We start from the raw sequence: 15000 nt of genomic DNA on the forward strand, positions 1-15000 counted from the left end.
CGGCGGTGTGGTTGTAGACGACGTCGAGGATCACTTCGAGGCCGGCCTCGTGCAGCAGCCGAACCATGCCCTTGAACTCGCGGAGCACGGCCTCCGGCCCCTCGGCGCGGCTCGCGGCGGTGGCGTAGGCGGAGTGGGGGGAGAAGAAGTTCAGGGAGTTGTACCCCCAGTAGTTCGTGAGGCCCAGTTGCAGCAGCCGCGGCTCGGTGGCGAACGCGTGCACCGGCAGAAGCTCGACGCTCGTGATCCCGAGCGACAGGAAATGCTCGATCATCGCGGGGTGGGCGAGCCCGGCGTACGTGCCGTGCAACGCCGGCGGAACGTGCGGATGACGCTTCGTCAAGCCCTTCACGTGCCCCTCGTAGATTACCGTGCGGTCCATCGGGACGCGGGGCTTGGCGACCCCGCCCCAGTCGAACCCGCCCTCGACGACGACCGAGCGCCAGTCGCCGAAACCGCCGGACACGAGCCCGCGCGCGTACGGGTCGAGCAGGAGGGTCGCGGGGTTGAACATGTTGCCGGGCCCGTGGGGTCCGCCGACGCGGACGGCGTAGCGCGCGCCCGGGCGCAGCAGCGCGCTCGTGGCCTCGAACACCCCCTGGCCGACAGCGGTCATCGGCAGCGTCTCCACCGCCCAGTCGAGGTCGACGTCGTCGAAGACCACGAGGTGCATCGTGTCGGCGCGCGCCGACCACACGCGCAGGGTTCCGCCGTCCGGTCCGAGTCGCACGCCGAGGTCGTCGAGCGACGGCGCGAGCAGGGCAGAGCGGGGCGACAGGGCCGCTTCGGGTGGGACCATGCGTTCTAGGGTAGTGAACGACACGTGCGCGACACCGGGAGGGTGAATGCCGGTCTATCTCGACCACGCGGCCACCACCCCGCTGAGGCCCGAGGCTCGCGATGCGTGGCTCGCGGCTCACGAGGTGCTGGGCAACCCGTCGTCGATCCATGGCGCCGGTCAGGCCGCCCGCCGCCTGCTCGAGGACGCGCGCGAGAGACTCGCGGAGGTCCTGGGATGCCAGCCCATCGAGGTCGTGCTCACCTCGGGCGGTACCGAGGCCACGAACCTCGCCCTGAAGGGCCTGTGGTGGGCGCGCGAGCCTTCGACCGACACCATGGTGCTCCCGGACGGTGAGCACCACGCCACGCTCGACACGGTCGGTTGGCTGACGGCATCCGCGGGTGCGATGGTGCGTCCGGTCGGTCTCGACCGTCTCGGGCGGATCCCGGTCGCGGACTTCTCCGCCGCGCTCCCCGGTACAGCTCTCGCTACCGCCCTGGTGGCCAACAACGAGGTGGGGACGGTTCAGGATGCCGCGGGCCTGGCCCGCGCAGCCGTGGACGCCGGCGTGCCCCTGCACCTGGATGCGGTGTCCGCGCTCGGACAGGTGGACGTGGACTTCGCGCGGTGGCGCGGCGACGGCAGCAGCCCCGGCGGGCTCGTCGCGCTGTCGGTCTCGGCGCACAAGGTCGGCGGTCCGGTCGGCGTCGGTGCGGCGGTGGTGTCCCGCCACGCACGGCTCACTCCGCTGCTGCACGGTGGTGGACAGCAGCGCGGACTCCGCGCCGGTACCCAGGATGCCGCGGGGGCCGCCGCGTTCGCGGCCGCAGCGATGGCGACGGTCTCCGAACGCACGCAGGAGTCCCTGCGGCTCGAGGCGTTGCGACGGCGTCTCGTGCACGGCATCCTCGACGCGATCCCGGCCGCGCGACTGCTGGGCGATCCCGATGGGCGGCTGCCGGGGAACGCCCACGTCCTCTTCCCCGGGGCGGCGGGGGAGACCCTGCTCTTCCTCCTCGACATGGCCGGGATATCGGTGTCGACGGGATCGGCGTGCCAGGCGGGCGTCGCCGAGCCGTCCCACGTCGTCCTCGCCCTCGGGCTCGACGACCGCGCGGCGCGGTCCGTGCTGCGCCTCACCCTCGGACGGACGTCGACGGACGAGGACGTGGATGCCGTTCTCGCGGCGCTGCCGTCCGCGTACGAGCGGGCCGTGGCATCCGGTGCCCGTTCAGCGGGCGGTTCGTAGACTGGACCCATGCGAGTTCTGGCGGCGATGAGCGGTGGCGTGGACTCCGCGGTGGCCGCGGCACGCGCGGTCGAGGCGGGGCACGATGTGGTCGGTGTACACCTGGCGCTGTCCCGCGCGGGCGGGACGCTCCGGGCCGGCAGCCGCGGATGCTGCACGATCGAGGATGCGATGGACGCCCGCCGTGCGGCGGACAGGCTCGGCATCCCGTTCTACGTGTGGGACTTCTCGGAGCGGTTCCGCGACGACGTGATCGAGGACTTCGTGTCGGAGTACCGGGCCGGTCGCACGCCCAACCCCTGCATGCGGTGCAACGAGAAGATCAAGTTCGCCGCGCTCCTGGAGCGGGCGATCGAGCTCGGCTTCGACGCCGTATGCACCGGTCACTACGCCACACTCGTCGACACGCCCGACGGCCGCGAGCTCCACCGGGCCTCGGATGCCGCCAAGGATCAGTCGTACGTGCTGGGTGTCCTCACGGCTGAACAGCTCGCGCACACGTACTTCCCGCTCGGGTCGACGCCCTCGAAGGCGGTCGTCCGGGCCGAGGCCGAGGCGCGCGGACTGTCGGTCGCGCAGAAGCCGGACAGCCACGACATCTGCTTCATCCCCGACGGCGATACGCGCGGCTGGCTGGCCGAGCGCGTGGGGGCCGAGCAGGGCGAGATCCTCGACCGTTCCGGAGCCGTGGTCGGCCGCCACGAGGGCGCGCACGCGTTCACCGTCGGCCAGCGCCGCGGACTGCAGCTGGGGGTTCCGGCCGCCGACGGCAAGCCGCGGTTCGTGCTCGAGGTGCGGCCCGTGAACAACACCGTCGTCGTGGGTCCGAAGGAGGCGCTCGCCTGCGCCGAGATCGCGGGCGACCGTTTCACCTGGGCCGGCCGTGTCCCGTCCGACACCACGTTCGCGTGCCACGCGCAGATCCGCGCGCACGCCGACCCGGTGCCGGCGACGGCCGTGCTCGAGGACGGCCAGCTGAGCGTGCGCCCCGACGAGCCCTTCGACGGTGTCGCGCCAGGGCAGACGGCCGTGCTCTACGACGGTACGCGGGTGATCGGACAGTTCACGATCGCTCGGACCGTGTCGGCCGTACCCGTCGAGGCCTGAGCGCGCGGATCGCCGGCGGCCTCGCGCCCCTTCTGCTGCGGCTGCGGCGCCTGTCGGCGGAGGAGATTCAGGGACGGGAAGGCCGAAGTCGCGGCATCCCTCCTCCGCCGCCCGAATGCCCTCCCGTCCGAGGTGCCGTGGTCGGCGCCACAACCCCCGCGGGCCATGTCGGTGCCCGTCTCTAAGCTGGGAACGTGACCGAGCACGACCAGCTTCCCGACCTGACCCTCGACGAAGCGCGCAGCGAGGCGGCCGATCTGACGGCGCGCATCGCCGGAGCGCGCGACGCGTATTACGGGCGGGATGCCGAGCTGGTCGACGACGCGACCTACGACGCGTGGATGCATCGTCTCGAGGCCATCGAACGGCTGTACCCCGAGCTCCAAGGGCAGGACAGCCCGACGTTGTCGGTGGGGGCGGCCGAGGCCACCGACCTCGTGACCATCGAGCACGCCGAGCGGATGCTGAGCCTCGACAACGTGTTCTCCCCGGACGAACTGCGCGACTGGGCCGTGAAGACCGAGGCCTCCGCCGGGCGGTCGGTGAACTGGCTCAGCGAGCTCAAGATCGACGGCCTCGCCATCAGCCTGCGGTACGAGAATGGCGTCCTCACATCGGCCGCCACGCGCGGAGATGGCCGCGTCGGCGAGATCGTGACCGAGAACGCTCTGCGCGTCGCCGGGATCCCGCGGGAACTGTCGGGCGAAGGCCACCCGGCGCTGGTCGAGGTGCGGGGCGAGGTGTTCATCCCGGTCACGGCATTCGAGAACCTGAACCGTCTCCAGGGCGAGTACCGCGAGCGCGCGGTCGCCGAGGCGCGCGAGCGCGCGACCGCGCGCCGTGGGGGCGCGAAAGCCTTCGACCTCGACAAGGCCGAGCAGGCGGCGGCACGTCGCTTCCCGGCGTTCGCGAACCCGCGCAATGCGGCGAGTGGCGGCCTGCGGCAGCAAATCGAGAAGAAGTCCGGCCTCGAGCTCGAAGCCGGACTCGCGCGGATCGCCTCGCTCGCGCTGTACGTCCACGGCATCGGCGCATGGCCGGATCCCCCGGTGGCGGCGCAGAGCGAGATCTACGACCTGCTGGCGTCGTGGGGGCTCCCGACGTCCCCGTACAGCCGGGTCGAGGCGAGCGTCGACGGCGTGCTCGACTTCGTGGCCCACTACGGCGAGCACCGACACGACGTCGAACACGAGATCGACGGCGTCGTGGTGAAGGTCGACGAGTTGGCGCTGCACGACGAGCTCGGCGCCACGAGCCGGGCGCCACGGTGGGCGATCGCGTACAAGTACCCGCCGGAACAGGTCAACACGAAGCTGCTCGACATCGTCGTGTCGGTCGGACGGACGGGTCGGGCGACGCCGTTCGCGGTGATGGAGCCCGCGCGCGTGGCCGGCAGCGTCGTGCGGCAGGCGACCCTGCACAACCAGGACGTGGTCAAGGTCAAGGGCGTGCTCATCGGCGACACCGTCGTGCTGCGCAAGGCGGGCGACGTCATTCCCGAGGTGCTCGGACCCGTGGTCGAGTTGCGCGACGGCACCGAGCGCGCGTTCGTCATGCCCGCGGACTGCCCCGAGTGCGGCACGCCGCTGCGGCCCGCGAAGGAGGGCGACATCGACCTCCGCTGCCCCAACGCGCGGTCGTGTCCCGCCCAGGTGCGCGGGCGCGTCGAACACATCGGCTCGCGCGGCGCCCTCGATATCGAGGCGCTGGGCGAGGTCACCGCTGCGGCGCTGACCCAACCCGACGTGCCGGCCGAGCCTCCGCTCGACACCGAGGCGGGGCTGTTCGGTCTCACCATCGACCAGCTCGTGCCCATCGAGGTCGTCGTCCGCGACGCCGAGACGGGGGAGCGCAAGATCGACGAGAAGACCGGCGAGGAGGTACGGCGTGCACCGTTCCAGAAGCTGGGCGCCGCGACCTATCCGCCGGGCGCGGAAGACCTCGATCCCGCCGAGCGGCGACGCCGCGGCATCCGCAAGGACTACCGCGCCGTGCTGCCGTCGGAGCAGGCCGTCAAGCTCGTCGCCGAGCTCGAGAAGGCGAAGACGAAAGACCTCTGGCGACTGCTCGTGTCGCTGAACATCCGGCACGTCGGTCCGGTGGCCGCGCGTGCCTTGGCGCAATGGTTCGGATCGCTGGATGCCATTCGCGCGGCCTCGCGCGACGAGCTCGCCGCTGTCGAGGGCGTCGGCGGCATCATCGCCGACGCCGTGATCGACTGGTTCGCCGTCGATTGGCACAGGGAGATCGTGGAGCGCTGGAGCGCCGCGGGGGTCCGCTTCGCGATCCCCGGCCACCCCGGCCCGGGGGCGGCGGCCGCGGCGGGCGGCGTGCTCACGGGCGTCACGGTCGTCGCGACCGGGTCGCTCGAGGGGTACTCCCGCGAGGGCGCGCAAGAGGCGATCATCGCCGCGGGCGGCAAGGCGGCGTCCAGCGTGTCCAAGAAGACGGATTTCGTGGCGGCCGGCCCGGGCGCGGGCTCGAAGCTCGCCAAGGCCGAAGAACTCGGCATCCGGATCCTGGATGCCGCGCAGTTCCGGATCCTCGTCGAACAGGGCCCCGACGCGCTCGGACCCGCGGGCGAGGCGGACGAAGCGGACGAAGAATGACGGAAGGGACGGGCCGGGGCCCGTCCCTTCCCGATCCCTCCGGTCAGCGCAGGCAGGCCTGCGCCGCTGCGTCGTAGGTGGTCTGCAGGGCCGTGATCTGGTCCGAGAGGCCCTCGGCCTTGCTCGGGTCGGCCGCCAGTTCCTCGATGAACGTGACGTACTCGCCGAGCGCAGCGCTCGCGTCCTGCGCGAGCGGCGCGATCTCGGTGTTCGTGATGCCTTCGAAGTCGGTGCGCACGGTGGCCGCCAACTCCTGGAAGGTCGCCATCGCGGCCTGCGGGTCGGAGGATGACATCGTGCTGCTGGCCTGAGTCACCTCGGTGAAGGCCGTCGAGACGACCTCGCAGGCTTCGGCTTTGGACTGCTCGGCGACGGGCGTCGCGGACGCCGATGCGCTCGGCGCGGTCGACGTCGGTGCGGTCGCATCGCCCTGGTCGGAGGCGGAACCGCCACCCGAGCACCCGGCGAGGAGAAGCAGCGCCGACGCGGCGGCGAGGACGAACGGTACGCGGATGGTCTTCATGTGATGCCCCCCAAGAGTCACGGTGCAGGCTGGCTCAGCCTCGGGACCACGCTAGGTATGGTGACGCCACATCCGCCAGAACGCTGGGGACCCTTGCGCTCGGGCGCCGGTTTAGGGCATGCAGCGCTCACTCCGCGAGGAAACGCTCCTTGACCTGTCGGCGCAGCACCTTCCCGATGAGCGACTTCGGCAGTTCATCGACCACGACGATCCGGCGGGGCACTTTGTAGGGCGTCAGGATGCCACGGGCGAAGGCGCGCACGGCGTCGGGGTCGACCTCGCAGCCGTCGGCCGCGACGACCGCGGCGACGACCTCCTCGCCGGAGTGTTCGCTCGGCATCCCCACCACGGCGACGTCCGCGATCGACGCGTGCTGCCGGAGAACGTTCTCGACCTCGGTGGGCGCCACGTTGAACCCGCCCGTGATGATGAGTTCCTTGATGCGGTCGACGATGCGGACGAACCCGCCGTCGTCGATCGTCACGATGTCGCCGGTGCGGAACCACCCGTCGACGAAGACCTCCTCCGTGGCCTCGGGCTTGCCGTAGTAGCCGGAGAACACCTGCGGCCCGCGGACCACGAGTTCCCCGCGGCCACCGGGCTCGACGTCCGTGTGCGGGTCGTCCGGGTCGACGACCCGGCATTCGGTCCCGGGCAGCGGAAGCCCCACGGTGCCGGGCACGCGGTTCTCGGCCACCGGGTTCGCCATCAGCACCGGAGAGCACTCGCTCAACCCGTACCCCTCGACGAGGTAGCCGCCGGTCGCCTTCTCGAACGGCACGACCAGCTCGTGCGGGAGGGCCATGGCGCCCGAGATCGCGATGTCGGTCCCGGCGAGCGACACGCCCTGCGCCTCGGCGGCGGCGAGCAGGCGCTCCGCGATCGGCGGCACGAGGGGGAGGAAGGTCGCTGGATGCCGCTTGGTGACGGCGAGGACGAGATCGGGGTCGAACTTGGGGAACAGCACGAGGCGTGCGCCCATGGACATGGCGAACGTCAGGCAGAGTGTCAGACCGTACGCGTGGAACATCGGCAGCACCGCGTAGACGACGCACCCCTCACCGCGGACGATCGACGGCACCCACGCCCGCGCCTGCGCCGCGTTGGCGAGCAGATTGGCGTGCGTGAGCATCGCGCCCTTCGGGGTGCCGGTCGTGCCGCTCGTGTACTGGATGATCGCGAGGTCGCCCGTGGCCGGACGGGGGTGCGTCTCGGGGATGGGGTCGTGCCGCACGAGCTGCGACCAGGGGGTGGCATCCGAGGTCTTCTCCGTCAGCGCCGCACGTGATTCTCGGGCTTTCGCGATGGGGAGGCGAAGCGCGAGCCGCATGCGCAGGGGCATGGCCTGCGTCACGTCGACCGACACCAGCGTGGTGACCCGCAGGTCGGCGGGGAACTCCTGCACGGTCTTGACGACCTTGCTCCACACGATCGCGTGCTTCGCGCCGTGGTCCTCGAACTGCTTGCGCAATTCGCGCGCGGTGTAGAGCGGGTTGTGTTCCACGACGACGGCGCCCAGGCGCAGGACGGCGTAGAACGCGACGATGTGCTGCGGGCAGTTGGGCAGCACGATCGCGACGGGGTCGCCCGCCCGCACGCCGTGAGCGGCCAGGGCCGCCGCGACGCGCGATACCTCGGCCGACAGCTCGGAGTACGGCGTCGTGCGACCGAAGAATTCCAGGGCGGGGGCGTCCGGGTAGTCGCGGGTCGAGGCGTCGAGGATGTCGACGAGCGATCCCGACTGAGGATCGAGATCCTCCGGGACTCCGGGGGCGTAGCTGGCGGTCCAGGGGCGAGGCGGGTCGTAGCTCGTCACGGTCCCAGCGTAGGCCGGGGCCGGTCTCGGCGCGCGGTGGTCGCGAACTAGACTTGCCGGGTGTCTGAAATCACCCCTGATCTCGTGCGCCATCTCGGTGTGCTCGCTCGGATCGAGCTGAGCGACGAAGAGGTCCAGAGCCTCACCGGCCAGCTGGATGCCATCGTCGACAACATCGCGAAGGTGTCCGAGGTGGCGACGCCCGACGTGGTCGCCACGAGCCACCCGATCCCGCTCGAGAACGTCTTCCGTCCCGATGTCGTGCAGCAGCAGCTCAGCCGCGAGCAGGTGCTGCAGAACGCCCCCGACCAGGCCGACGGCCGGTTCCGGGTGACCGCGATCCTGGGGGAGGAGCAGTGAGCGACCTCACGCGCCTGAGCGCCGCCGACCTCGCCGCCGCCCTGTCCGCGAAGGAGGTGTCGAGCGTCGAGGCCACGCGCGCGCACCTCGACCGCATCGCCGCCGTGGACGGCGACGTGCACGCGTTCCTCCACGTGAGCGACCACGCTCTGGATGTCGCCGCGGACATCGACCGCCGCCGCGCCGCGGGGGAGCAGCTGCACGAGCTCGCCGGCGTCCCGCTCGCGGTGAAGGACGTGCTCGTCACGACCGACATGCCGTCCACGAGCGGATCGAGAATCCTCGAGGGGTACATGTCGCCCTACGACGCGACGGTTGTGGCGCGCTCGCGCGCGGCCGGTCTCGTGCCGCTGGGCAAGACGAACATGGACGAGTTCGCCATGGGGTCGTCGACCGAGTTCTCGGCGTACGGCCCGACCCGCAACCCGTGGGACCTCGATCGCATCCCCGGGGGTTCCGGCGGCGGCTCGGCGGCCGCGGTCGCCGCGTTCGAAGCGCCGCTCGCGCTCGGCTCCGACACCGGCGGCTCGATCCGCCAGCCCGCCCATGTCACCGGCACCGTGGGCGTCAAGCCGACGTACGGCGGTGTCAGCCGCTACGGCGCGATCGCTCTGGCCTCCAGCCTCGACCAGGTCGGACCGGTCACGCGCACGGTGCTCGACGCGGGGCTGCTGCACGATGTCATCGGCGGGCACGATGAGCACGACTCGACGTCGCTCAGCGACGCCTGGCCGTCGTTCGCCGCGGCCGCTCGCGAGGGCGCGACCGGCGAGGTGCTGAAGGGCCTGAAGGTCGGTGTGATCCGCGAGCTCGACGACCGCGGTTTCCAGAAGGGCGTGTCGGACTCGTTCCGGGCTGCGCTGGCGACGATGCAGGCGCAGGGTGCCGAGATCGTCGAGATCAGCGCTCCGCACTTCGAGTACGGCGTAGCCGCGTACTATCTGATCCTGCCGGCCGAAGCGTCCAGCAACCTCGCCAAGTTCGACTCGGTCCGCTTCGGTCTGCGGGTAACGCCGCAGGGCACCCCGACGGTTGAGAACGTGATGGCCGCGACCCGCGACGCCGGGTTCGGTCCCGAGGTGAAGCGCCGCATCATTCTCGGCACCTACGCCCTGTCGGCCGGGTACTACGACGCCTACTACGGCAGCGCGCAGAAGGTCCGCACGCTCATACAGCAGGACTTCGACGCCGCGTTCGCCGACGTCGACGTCATCGCGACGCCGTCGGCCCCGACCACGGCGTTCCGCCTGGGCGAGAAGATCGACGACCCGCTGCAGATGTACCTGAACGACGTGACCACGATTCCGGCGAACCTCGCCGGTGTCCCCGGCATCTCGATCCCGAGCGGTCTCGCGGACGAGGACGGTCTGCCGGTCGGCATCCAGTTCCTCGCCCCTGCCCGCGAAGACGCACGTCTCTACCGGGTCGGTGCGGCGCTCGAGGCGCTGCTGGTCGACCAGTGGGGCGGTCCTCTCCTCGACCGTGCCCCCTCCCTCACGAACGGAGCGACGCGCTGATGGCCAAGGACGCGCTGATGGACTTCGACGCGGCGCTCGAGATGTTCGAGCCGGTGCTCGGGTTCGAGGTCCACGTCGAGCTGAACACCGCGACGAAGATGTTCTCCGCCGCGCCCAACCCGGCGAACGAGGCGAACCACGGCGCCGAGCCGAACACGCTCGTCGCCCCGGTCGACATGGGCCTGCCGGGCGCGCTGCCGGTCGTGAACGCCGAGGCGATCCGCTCCTCGATCAGCCTGGGCCTGGCGCTCGGCTGCTCGATCGCGCCGTCGAGCCGGTTCGCGCGGAAGAACTACTTCTACCCCGACCTGGGCAAGAACTACCAGATCTCGCAGTACGACGAGCCCATCGCCTTTGAGGGGTCGGTCGAGGTCGAGCTGGAGGACGGCACGATCGTCACCGTGCCGATCGAGCGCGCGCACATGGAGGAGGATGCCGGCAAGCTCACCCACATGGGCGGCGCGACCGGGCGCATCCAGGGCGCCGAGTACTCGCTCGTCGACTACAACCGCGCCGGTGTCCCGCTCGTGGAGATCGTGACCAAGCCGATCTTCGGGGCCGAGCACTCCGCTCCTGCGCTCGCGAAGGCGTACGTCGCGACCATCCGCGACATCGTGCGCGGCCTCGGCATCTCGGAGGCGCGCCTCGAGCGCGGCAACCTCCGCTGCGACGCGAACGTCTCGCTGCGTCCCCGCGGCCAGGAGAAGCTCGGGACGCGCACCGAGACGAAGAACGTCAACTCGATGCGGTCGGTCGAGCGTGCGGTGCGGTACGAGATCCAGCGGCAGGCCGCGATCCTGGCCGCCGGCGGCACCATCACGCAGGAGACGCGTCACTGGCACGAGGACACCGGGCGCACGTCGCCGGGACGCCCGAAGTCGGATGCCGACGACTACCGCTACTTCCCCGAGCCCGACCTGCTCCCCGTCGTGCCGGCACCCGAGCTGATCGAGGAGCTGCGCGCCGCTCTCCCCGAGCCGCCGGCCGCCCGCCGTCGCCGGCTCAAGGCCGACTGGGGCTTCGCCGACATCGATTTCCAGGGCGTGGTCAACGCCGGGCTGCTCGACGAGGTCGAGGCCACGGTGGCCGCCGGCGCGTCGCCCGCCGCCGCGCGCAAGTGGTGGATGAGCGAGATCAGCCGCATCGCGAACGCCGAGGAGCGCGAGCCCGCCGAGCTCGTCAGCCCCGAGAACGTCGCCGCGCTGCAGAAGCTCGTCGATGCCGGGACGCTGACCGACAAGCTCGCGAGGCAGGTGCTCGAGGGCGTCATCGCGGGGGAGGGCTCGCCGCAGGAGGTCGTCGACGCTCGTGGTCTCGCGGTCGTGTCGGATGACGGCGCGCTCATCGCCGCGATCGACGACGCCCTCGCTTCACAGCCCGACGTCCTGGCGAAGATCCGCGACGGCAAGGTGCAGGCCGCCGGTGCCGTCATCGGCGCCGTGATGAAGGCCATGAAGGGTCAGGCCGACGCCGCGCGCGTGCGCGAGCTCGTCCTGGAACGCGCCGCCGCGCACTAGACACACCGGATGCCACGGCCCCGCCGGCCCTCGCGGCCGGGGGTCGTGGCATCCATCCTTTCCGGGAGTGGCGCTGGCTCCGCTCGGGCCGATGTCGGAGGTCCGGGGGAGAATGGATGCCATGGGACGGGGAGACGGCACGGGGCGCATCGTCTCACCGCCCGACGCCGATGACACCGGGGCGGGCATTCTGCACGTCGACATGGATGCGTTCTTCGCGTCGGTGGCCGTCCTCGACGATCCCTCGCTGGCGGGGAAGCCCTTGATCATCGGCGGATCCGAGGGGCGCGGGGTCGTCTCGAGCGCCTCGTACGAGGCCCGTCGTTACGGCGTCAAGTCGGCGATGCCGGTGGCGATCGCCCTGCGGCTCTGCCCGAACGCGATCGTGGTGAACCCGCCGTACTCCCGCTACACCGAGATGTCGCGGCAGGTCATGGCGATCTTCGACGAGATCACGCCGCTCGTCGAGCCACTGTCGATCGACGAGGCGTTCCTCGACGTTCGCGGCGCGCGACGGCTCTGGGGGAGCCCCGGGAAGATCGCCCGCGACCTCCGTGCCCGGGTGAAGGAACGCACGGGTCTGACGTGCAGCGTCGGGGTCGCCGCGACCAAGCACGTGGCCAAGATGGCCTCGACGATCTCGAAGCCCGACGGCCTGCTCATCGTCGCCGAGGCCGATACCGAGGCGTTCCTGCGGCCTCGGTCGGTCAGGGCACTCTGGGGTGTGGGGCCGAAGGCGGCCGAGGTGCTCGAGTCGCGCGGTGTTCGCCTCATCTCCGACGTGCTCGACACACCACGCCCCGTGCTCGCGCAGCTGCTCGGACCCGCGATGGGCGAGCGGATCTGGCACCTCGCCCGGGGGATCGACGCCCGCGAAGTGCACACGGGCCGGACGGAGAAGAGCGTCGGCCACGAAGAGACGTTCCACACCGACATCTCCGACACCCGCACGCTTCACGTCGAGCTGCGGCGGCTCGCGGATCGCGTCGGTGCGCGGTTGCGGAACCAGGGGTTCGAGGCATCCACCATCTCGATCAAGGTCCGCTTCAGCGACTTCACGACGCTGAGCCGCTCACGGACCCTCCCCGAACCCACCTCGGTCGGTCAACGGATCGGGGATGCCGCGATCGAACTGTTCGACGGGATCGACCGGCGGCAGGCTGTCCGCCTCGTCGGAGTGCGGGGTGAGAAGCTCCGCCCGACGTCGGCCGCCGCGACCCTGTGGGACGACGACGCCGAATGGCGCCGTGTCGAGGGTGCGCTCGACGGGGCGGCGGCGCGGTTCGGGCGCGGTGCCGTGACCCGGGGCTCTCTGCTCGGTCCTTCCCGCGGCGGCGGCGCGCTGCCCACGAATCCCCGCCCCTCCTACGAGCACTGACACGCCCGCGCGGAGCGCGCAACTCCCCTGGGCGCGGCGCAGACCGCCGGGTACGGTGGGGCTATGCCCAACATCGCATTGGAACTCGGCCAGCAGGCCACCAGCTTCGGCGTCACCTCCGCTTACGGCGAGCAGCAGGACGTGGACGGCGTCCGCATCGTCCCCGTCGCCCTGACCTGGGCCGGATTCGGCGGCGGCTCGGACGAACAGGGCAACGGCGGCGGCGGGGGCGGCGGCTACACGCTGCCGCTCGGCGCCTACATCCGCCGCGGCGACGACCTGCGCTTCGACCCGAACCTGGTGTCGCTCCTCGCCGTCGGCATCCCGTTCGTGTGGGTGGCCGGTCGCGCGCTCAGCCGTGTCATTCGCGCCCTCAAGAAGTAGTGCCGACCCGCTCGACGACGCCCTGACCGCAGCGGTCGGGGCGGTGTCGTCGCGGGTCGCGGCGATCGCGGCGTCGAACCCTGTCGTGATCATCGACGGGCGCAGCGGGGCCGGGAAGAGTTCGCTCGCGCGGCGGCTGGTCGCGGCGTGGCCGGGCCGCAGTCGGGTGCAACTCGTGGCGCTCGACGACGTGTATCCGGGCTGGGGCGGTCTTGCCGACGGGGCCGACTACGCGCGCGACACGATCCTCCTCCCGCACGCGAAGGGCACGATCGGCGTGTGGCGGCGGTGGAACTGGGAGGTGGGCGAGCGCGCGGAGGCGCACGCCGTGGATCCCTCGCTCCCGCTCGTCGTCGAGGGCGCGGGGATCCTCACCCCGGCATCCGCGACGCTCGCCGACGTCAGGGTCTGGGTCGACGCGCCGGACGCATCGCGCAAGGACCGGGCGCTGCGCCGCGACGGCGAGACCTACCGTCCGCACTGGGACTTGTGGGCGGCGCAGGAGGACGCACACCTGAGCGAGCACGAGCCGCAGGCTCTGGCATCCGTCGTCGTGTTCCTGCCCTAAGCGCGAGAGTCGTCCGTCAGCGCCCCGTCGACGGATCGTCGAGGTTCCGGTCGAGGGCGGTGACCAGGCCGTCGAGACGGTAGCCGATCCAGTCGTAGATCCCGAACCGTGCGTCGCCCGGACGGTGCTCGTCGTCATCCTGGATGCCGAGACGGGTGGCGAGCACGAGGCGCACCGCCGAAAGCGTCCGCATCCAGGCGCGGGCCTCGGTCTCGCCCAGCGCCACCGTGATCGTGGTGTCGGGGTCGCTGGCGGGGTCGAGATCGCCGCCGTCCATCGCGAGGGTGTCGAGAACCGTGCGGGCATCCTCCGCGCGCCGGTCGAGCATGTCGCCGCCGGTGAGGCGACGGAATTCCCGGCTCGCGTCCTCGTCGTCGGGGTAGGCGTCGGGGAGCAACCGTGCGACCGCGGGGTCTTCCTCACGCCCGGCGTCCACGACGAGATCGCGGAACTGTCCGACGATGCCCGCCAGGTGCAGCGCCTCGATGCCGCTGACCTCGAGCACGACGATGCGGTCGTTCATCGGGGGTCCTCTCGCACGGTCGCCCACAGTCCGTAGTCGTGCATGGCTTGGGCGTGAACCTCCATCACCTCTCGGGGTCCTCGCGCGACGACGGCGTGACCGTCATGGTGCACGGACAGCATGAGCCGGTGGGCGGTATCGGCGTCGAAGCCGAAGTAGGTGCGAAACACGTGGACGACGTAGCTCATGAGATTGACGGGGTCGTTCCACACCACCGTCTGCCACGAGGTCGGCGGACCGACCTCGGTGTCGGTGACCCGATCCAGGTCGGGGACGGCGATGCCGGCCATCACGCCCATCCGAGTTCGTGGAGTCGCTCGTCGTCGATGCCGTAGAAGTGCGCGATCTCATGCACGAGCGTCGTATGGATCTCATCCCGGAGCTCGTCCTCGTCGGCGCACGCCGCGAGGTGCGGTTCGCGATACACGATGATGCGGTCGGGCAGCTCCCCCACCCCGTAGCGCTCCCGCTCGGTCAGTGCCCAGCCGTCGTAGAGGCCGAGGAGGTCGAGGGATCCGTCCTCGGGGCGGTCCTCGACCACGAAGACGACGTTGTCGAGGCCATCGACCATGTCGTCGGGCAGGCGGTCGAGTTCGGCGACGACGAGGGCCTCGAACGCGTCGCCGTCGATGTCGAGCACGGAGTGCTCTTCGACGTCGTCGTGCATG

General features: G+C 71.2%; 14 protein-coding genes and 1 pseudogene. 9 read left to right on the top strand and 6 right to left on the bottom strand.

What is annotated here, in order from left to right; all coding sequences use genetic code 11:
• A pseudogene (locus D8Y23_RS09685) lies at window positions 1–799 on the bottom strand (glycogen debranching enzyme); the annotation flags it as partial.
• A 46-nt stretch (window positions 800–845) separates the two neighbouring features.
• Here D8Y23_RS09685 and D8Y23_RS09690 point away from each other — a divergent pair.
• The 3 genes from D8Y23_RS09690 to ligA all read left to right on the top strand — a co-directional run bounded on the left by D8Y23_RS09690 (window position 846) and on the right by ligA (window position 5746).
• Complete coding sequence (locus tag D8Y23_RS09690; RefSeq protein ID WP_128217940.1) at window positions 846–2030, top strand: cysteine desulfurase family protein; 1185 nt, start codon at window positions 846–848, stop codon at window positions 2028–2030.
• 9 nt (window positions 2031–2039) lie between these two features.
• Window positions 2040–3137, top strand: coding sequence for a tRNA 2-thiouridine(34) synthase MnmA (mnmA, locus tag D8Y23_RS09695; RefSeq protein WP_128217941.1), 1098 nt, complete (start codon window positions 2040–2042; stop codon window positions 3135–3137).
• A 194-nt stretch (window positions 3138–3331) separates the two neighbouring features.
• Window positions 3332–5746, top strand: a complete 2415-nt coding sequence (ligA, locus tag D8Y23_RS09700) for an NAD-dependent DNA ligase LigA (protein WP_128217942.1) — start codon at window positions 3332–3334, stop codon at window positions 5744–5746.
• A 43-nt stretch (window positions 5747–5789) separates the two neighbouring features.
• Here ligA and D8Y23_RS09705 read toward each other — a convergent pair whose 3' ends face one another.
• Together D8Y23_RS09705 and D8Y23_RS09710 are read right to left on the bottom strand one after the other, a co-directional pair.
• Window positions 5790–6269: a hypothetical protein gene (locus D8Y23_RS09705; RefSeq protein WP_128217943.1), complete on the bottom strand. Its 480-nt coding sequence runs from the start codon at window positions 6267–6269 to the stop codon at window positions 5790–5792.
• A 127-nt stretch (window positions 6270–6396) separates the two neighbouring features.
• Window positions 6397–8085, bottom strand: a complete 1689-nt coding sequence (locus D8Y23_RS09710; RefSeq protein WP_128217944.1) for a long-chain-fatty-acid--CoA ligase — start codon at window positions 8083–8085, stop codon at window positions 6397–6399.
• 60 nt (window positions 8086–8145) lie between these two features.
• On the opposite strand from D8Y23_RS09710, the gene gatC reads away from it, so the two are divergent.
• From gatC to D8Y23_RS09740, 6 genes are all read left to right on the top strand, one after another.
• On the top strand, window positions 8146–8445 hold the full coding sequence (gene gatC, locus D8Y23_RS09715) for an Asp-tRNA(Asn)/Glu-tRNA(Gln) amidotransferase subunit GatC (protein ID WP_128217945.1): 300 nt from the start codon (window positions 8146–8148) through the stop codon (window positions 8443–8445).
• Window positions 8442–9962 carry an Asp-tRNA(Asn)/Glu-tRNA(Gln) amidotransferase subunit GatA gene (gene gatA / locus D8Y23_RS09720; protein WP_128217946.1) on the top strand — a complete coding sequence of 507 codons (1521 nt, stop codon included), beginning with the start codon at window positions 8442–8444 and terminating at the stop codon, window positions 9960–9962. The genes gatC and gatA overlap by 4 nt, the downstream gene beginning before the upstream one ends.
• Window positions 9962–11479: an Asp-tRNA(Asn)/Glu-tRNA(Gln) amidotransferase subunit GatB gene (gatB, locus tag D8Y23_RS09725; RefSeq protein WP_128217947.1), complete on the top strand. Its 1518-nt coding sequence runs from the start codon at window positions 9962–9964 to the stop codon at window positions 11477–11479. The genes gatA and gatB overlap by 1 nt, the downstream gene beginning before the upstream one ends.
• 121 nt (window positions 11480–11600) lie before the next feature.
• Complete coding sequence (dinB, locus tag D8Y23_RS09730) at window positions 11601–12857, top strand: DNA polymerase IV (protein ID WP_128217948.1); 1257 nt, start codon at window positions 11601–11603, stop codon at window positions 12855–12857.
• A gap of 63 nt (window positions 12858–12920) precedes the next feature.
• A complete protein-coding gene (locus tag D8Y23_RS09735; RefSeq protein ID WP_128217949.1) occupies window positions 12921–13241 on the top strand; it encodes a hypothetical protein in 321 nt (106 codons plus the stop codon).
• On the top strand, window positions 13216–13809 hold the full coding sequence (locus D8Y23_RS09740) for a hypothetical protein (RefSeq protein WP_128217950.1): 594 nt from the start codon (window positions 13216–13218) through the stop codon (window positions 13807–13809). Before D8Y23_RS09735 ends, D8Y23_RS09740 begins: the two co-directional genes overlap by 26 nt.
• Window positions 13810–13825: 16 nt before the next feature.
• Here D8Y23_RS09740 and D8Y23_RS09745 read toward each other — a convergent pair whose 3' ends face one another.
• From D8Y23_RS09745 to D8Y23_RS09755, 3 genes are read right to left on the bottom strand one after another with little or no spacing between them, the layout of a single operon-like run.
• Window positions 13826–14332: a DUF2017 family protein gene (locus tag D8Y23_RS09745; RefSeq protein ID WP_128217951.1), complete on the bottom strand. Its 507-nt coding sequence runs from the start codon at window positions 14330–14332 to the stop codon at window positions 13826–13828.
• Complete coding sequence (gene clpS, locus D8Y23_RS09750) at window positions 14329–14631, bottom strand: ATP-dependent Clp protease adapter ClpS (protein ID WP_128217952.1); 303 nt, start codon at window positions 14629–14631, stop codon at window positions 14329–14331. The genes D8Y23_RS09745 and clpS overlap by 4 nt, the downstream gene beginning before the upstream one ends.
• On the bottom strand, window positions 14622–14999 hold the full coding sequence (locus tag D8Y23_RS09755; RefSeq protein WP_128217953.1) for a metallopeptidase family protein: 378 nt from the start codon (window positions 14997–14999) through the stop codon (window positions 14622–14624). The genes clpS and D8Y23_RS09755 overlap by 10 nt, the downstream gene beginning before the upstream one ends.
• Window position 15000: the final 1 nt, after the last annotated feature.

It is taken from the genome of Microbacterium enclense, assembly GCF_004022425.1.
GTDB classification, from domain to species: domain Bacteria; phylum Actinomycetota; class Actinomycetes; order Actinomycetales; family Microbacteriaceae; genus Microbacterium; species Microbacterium enclense_A.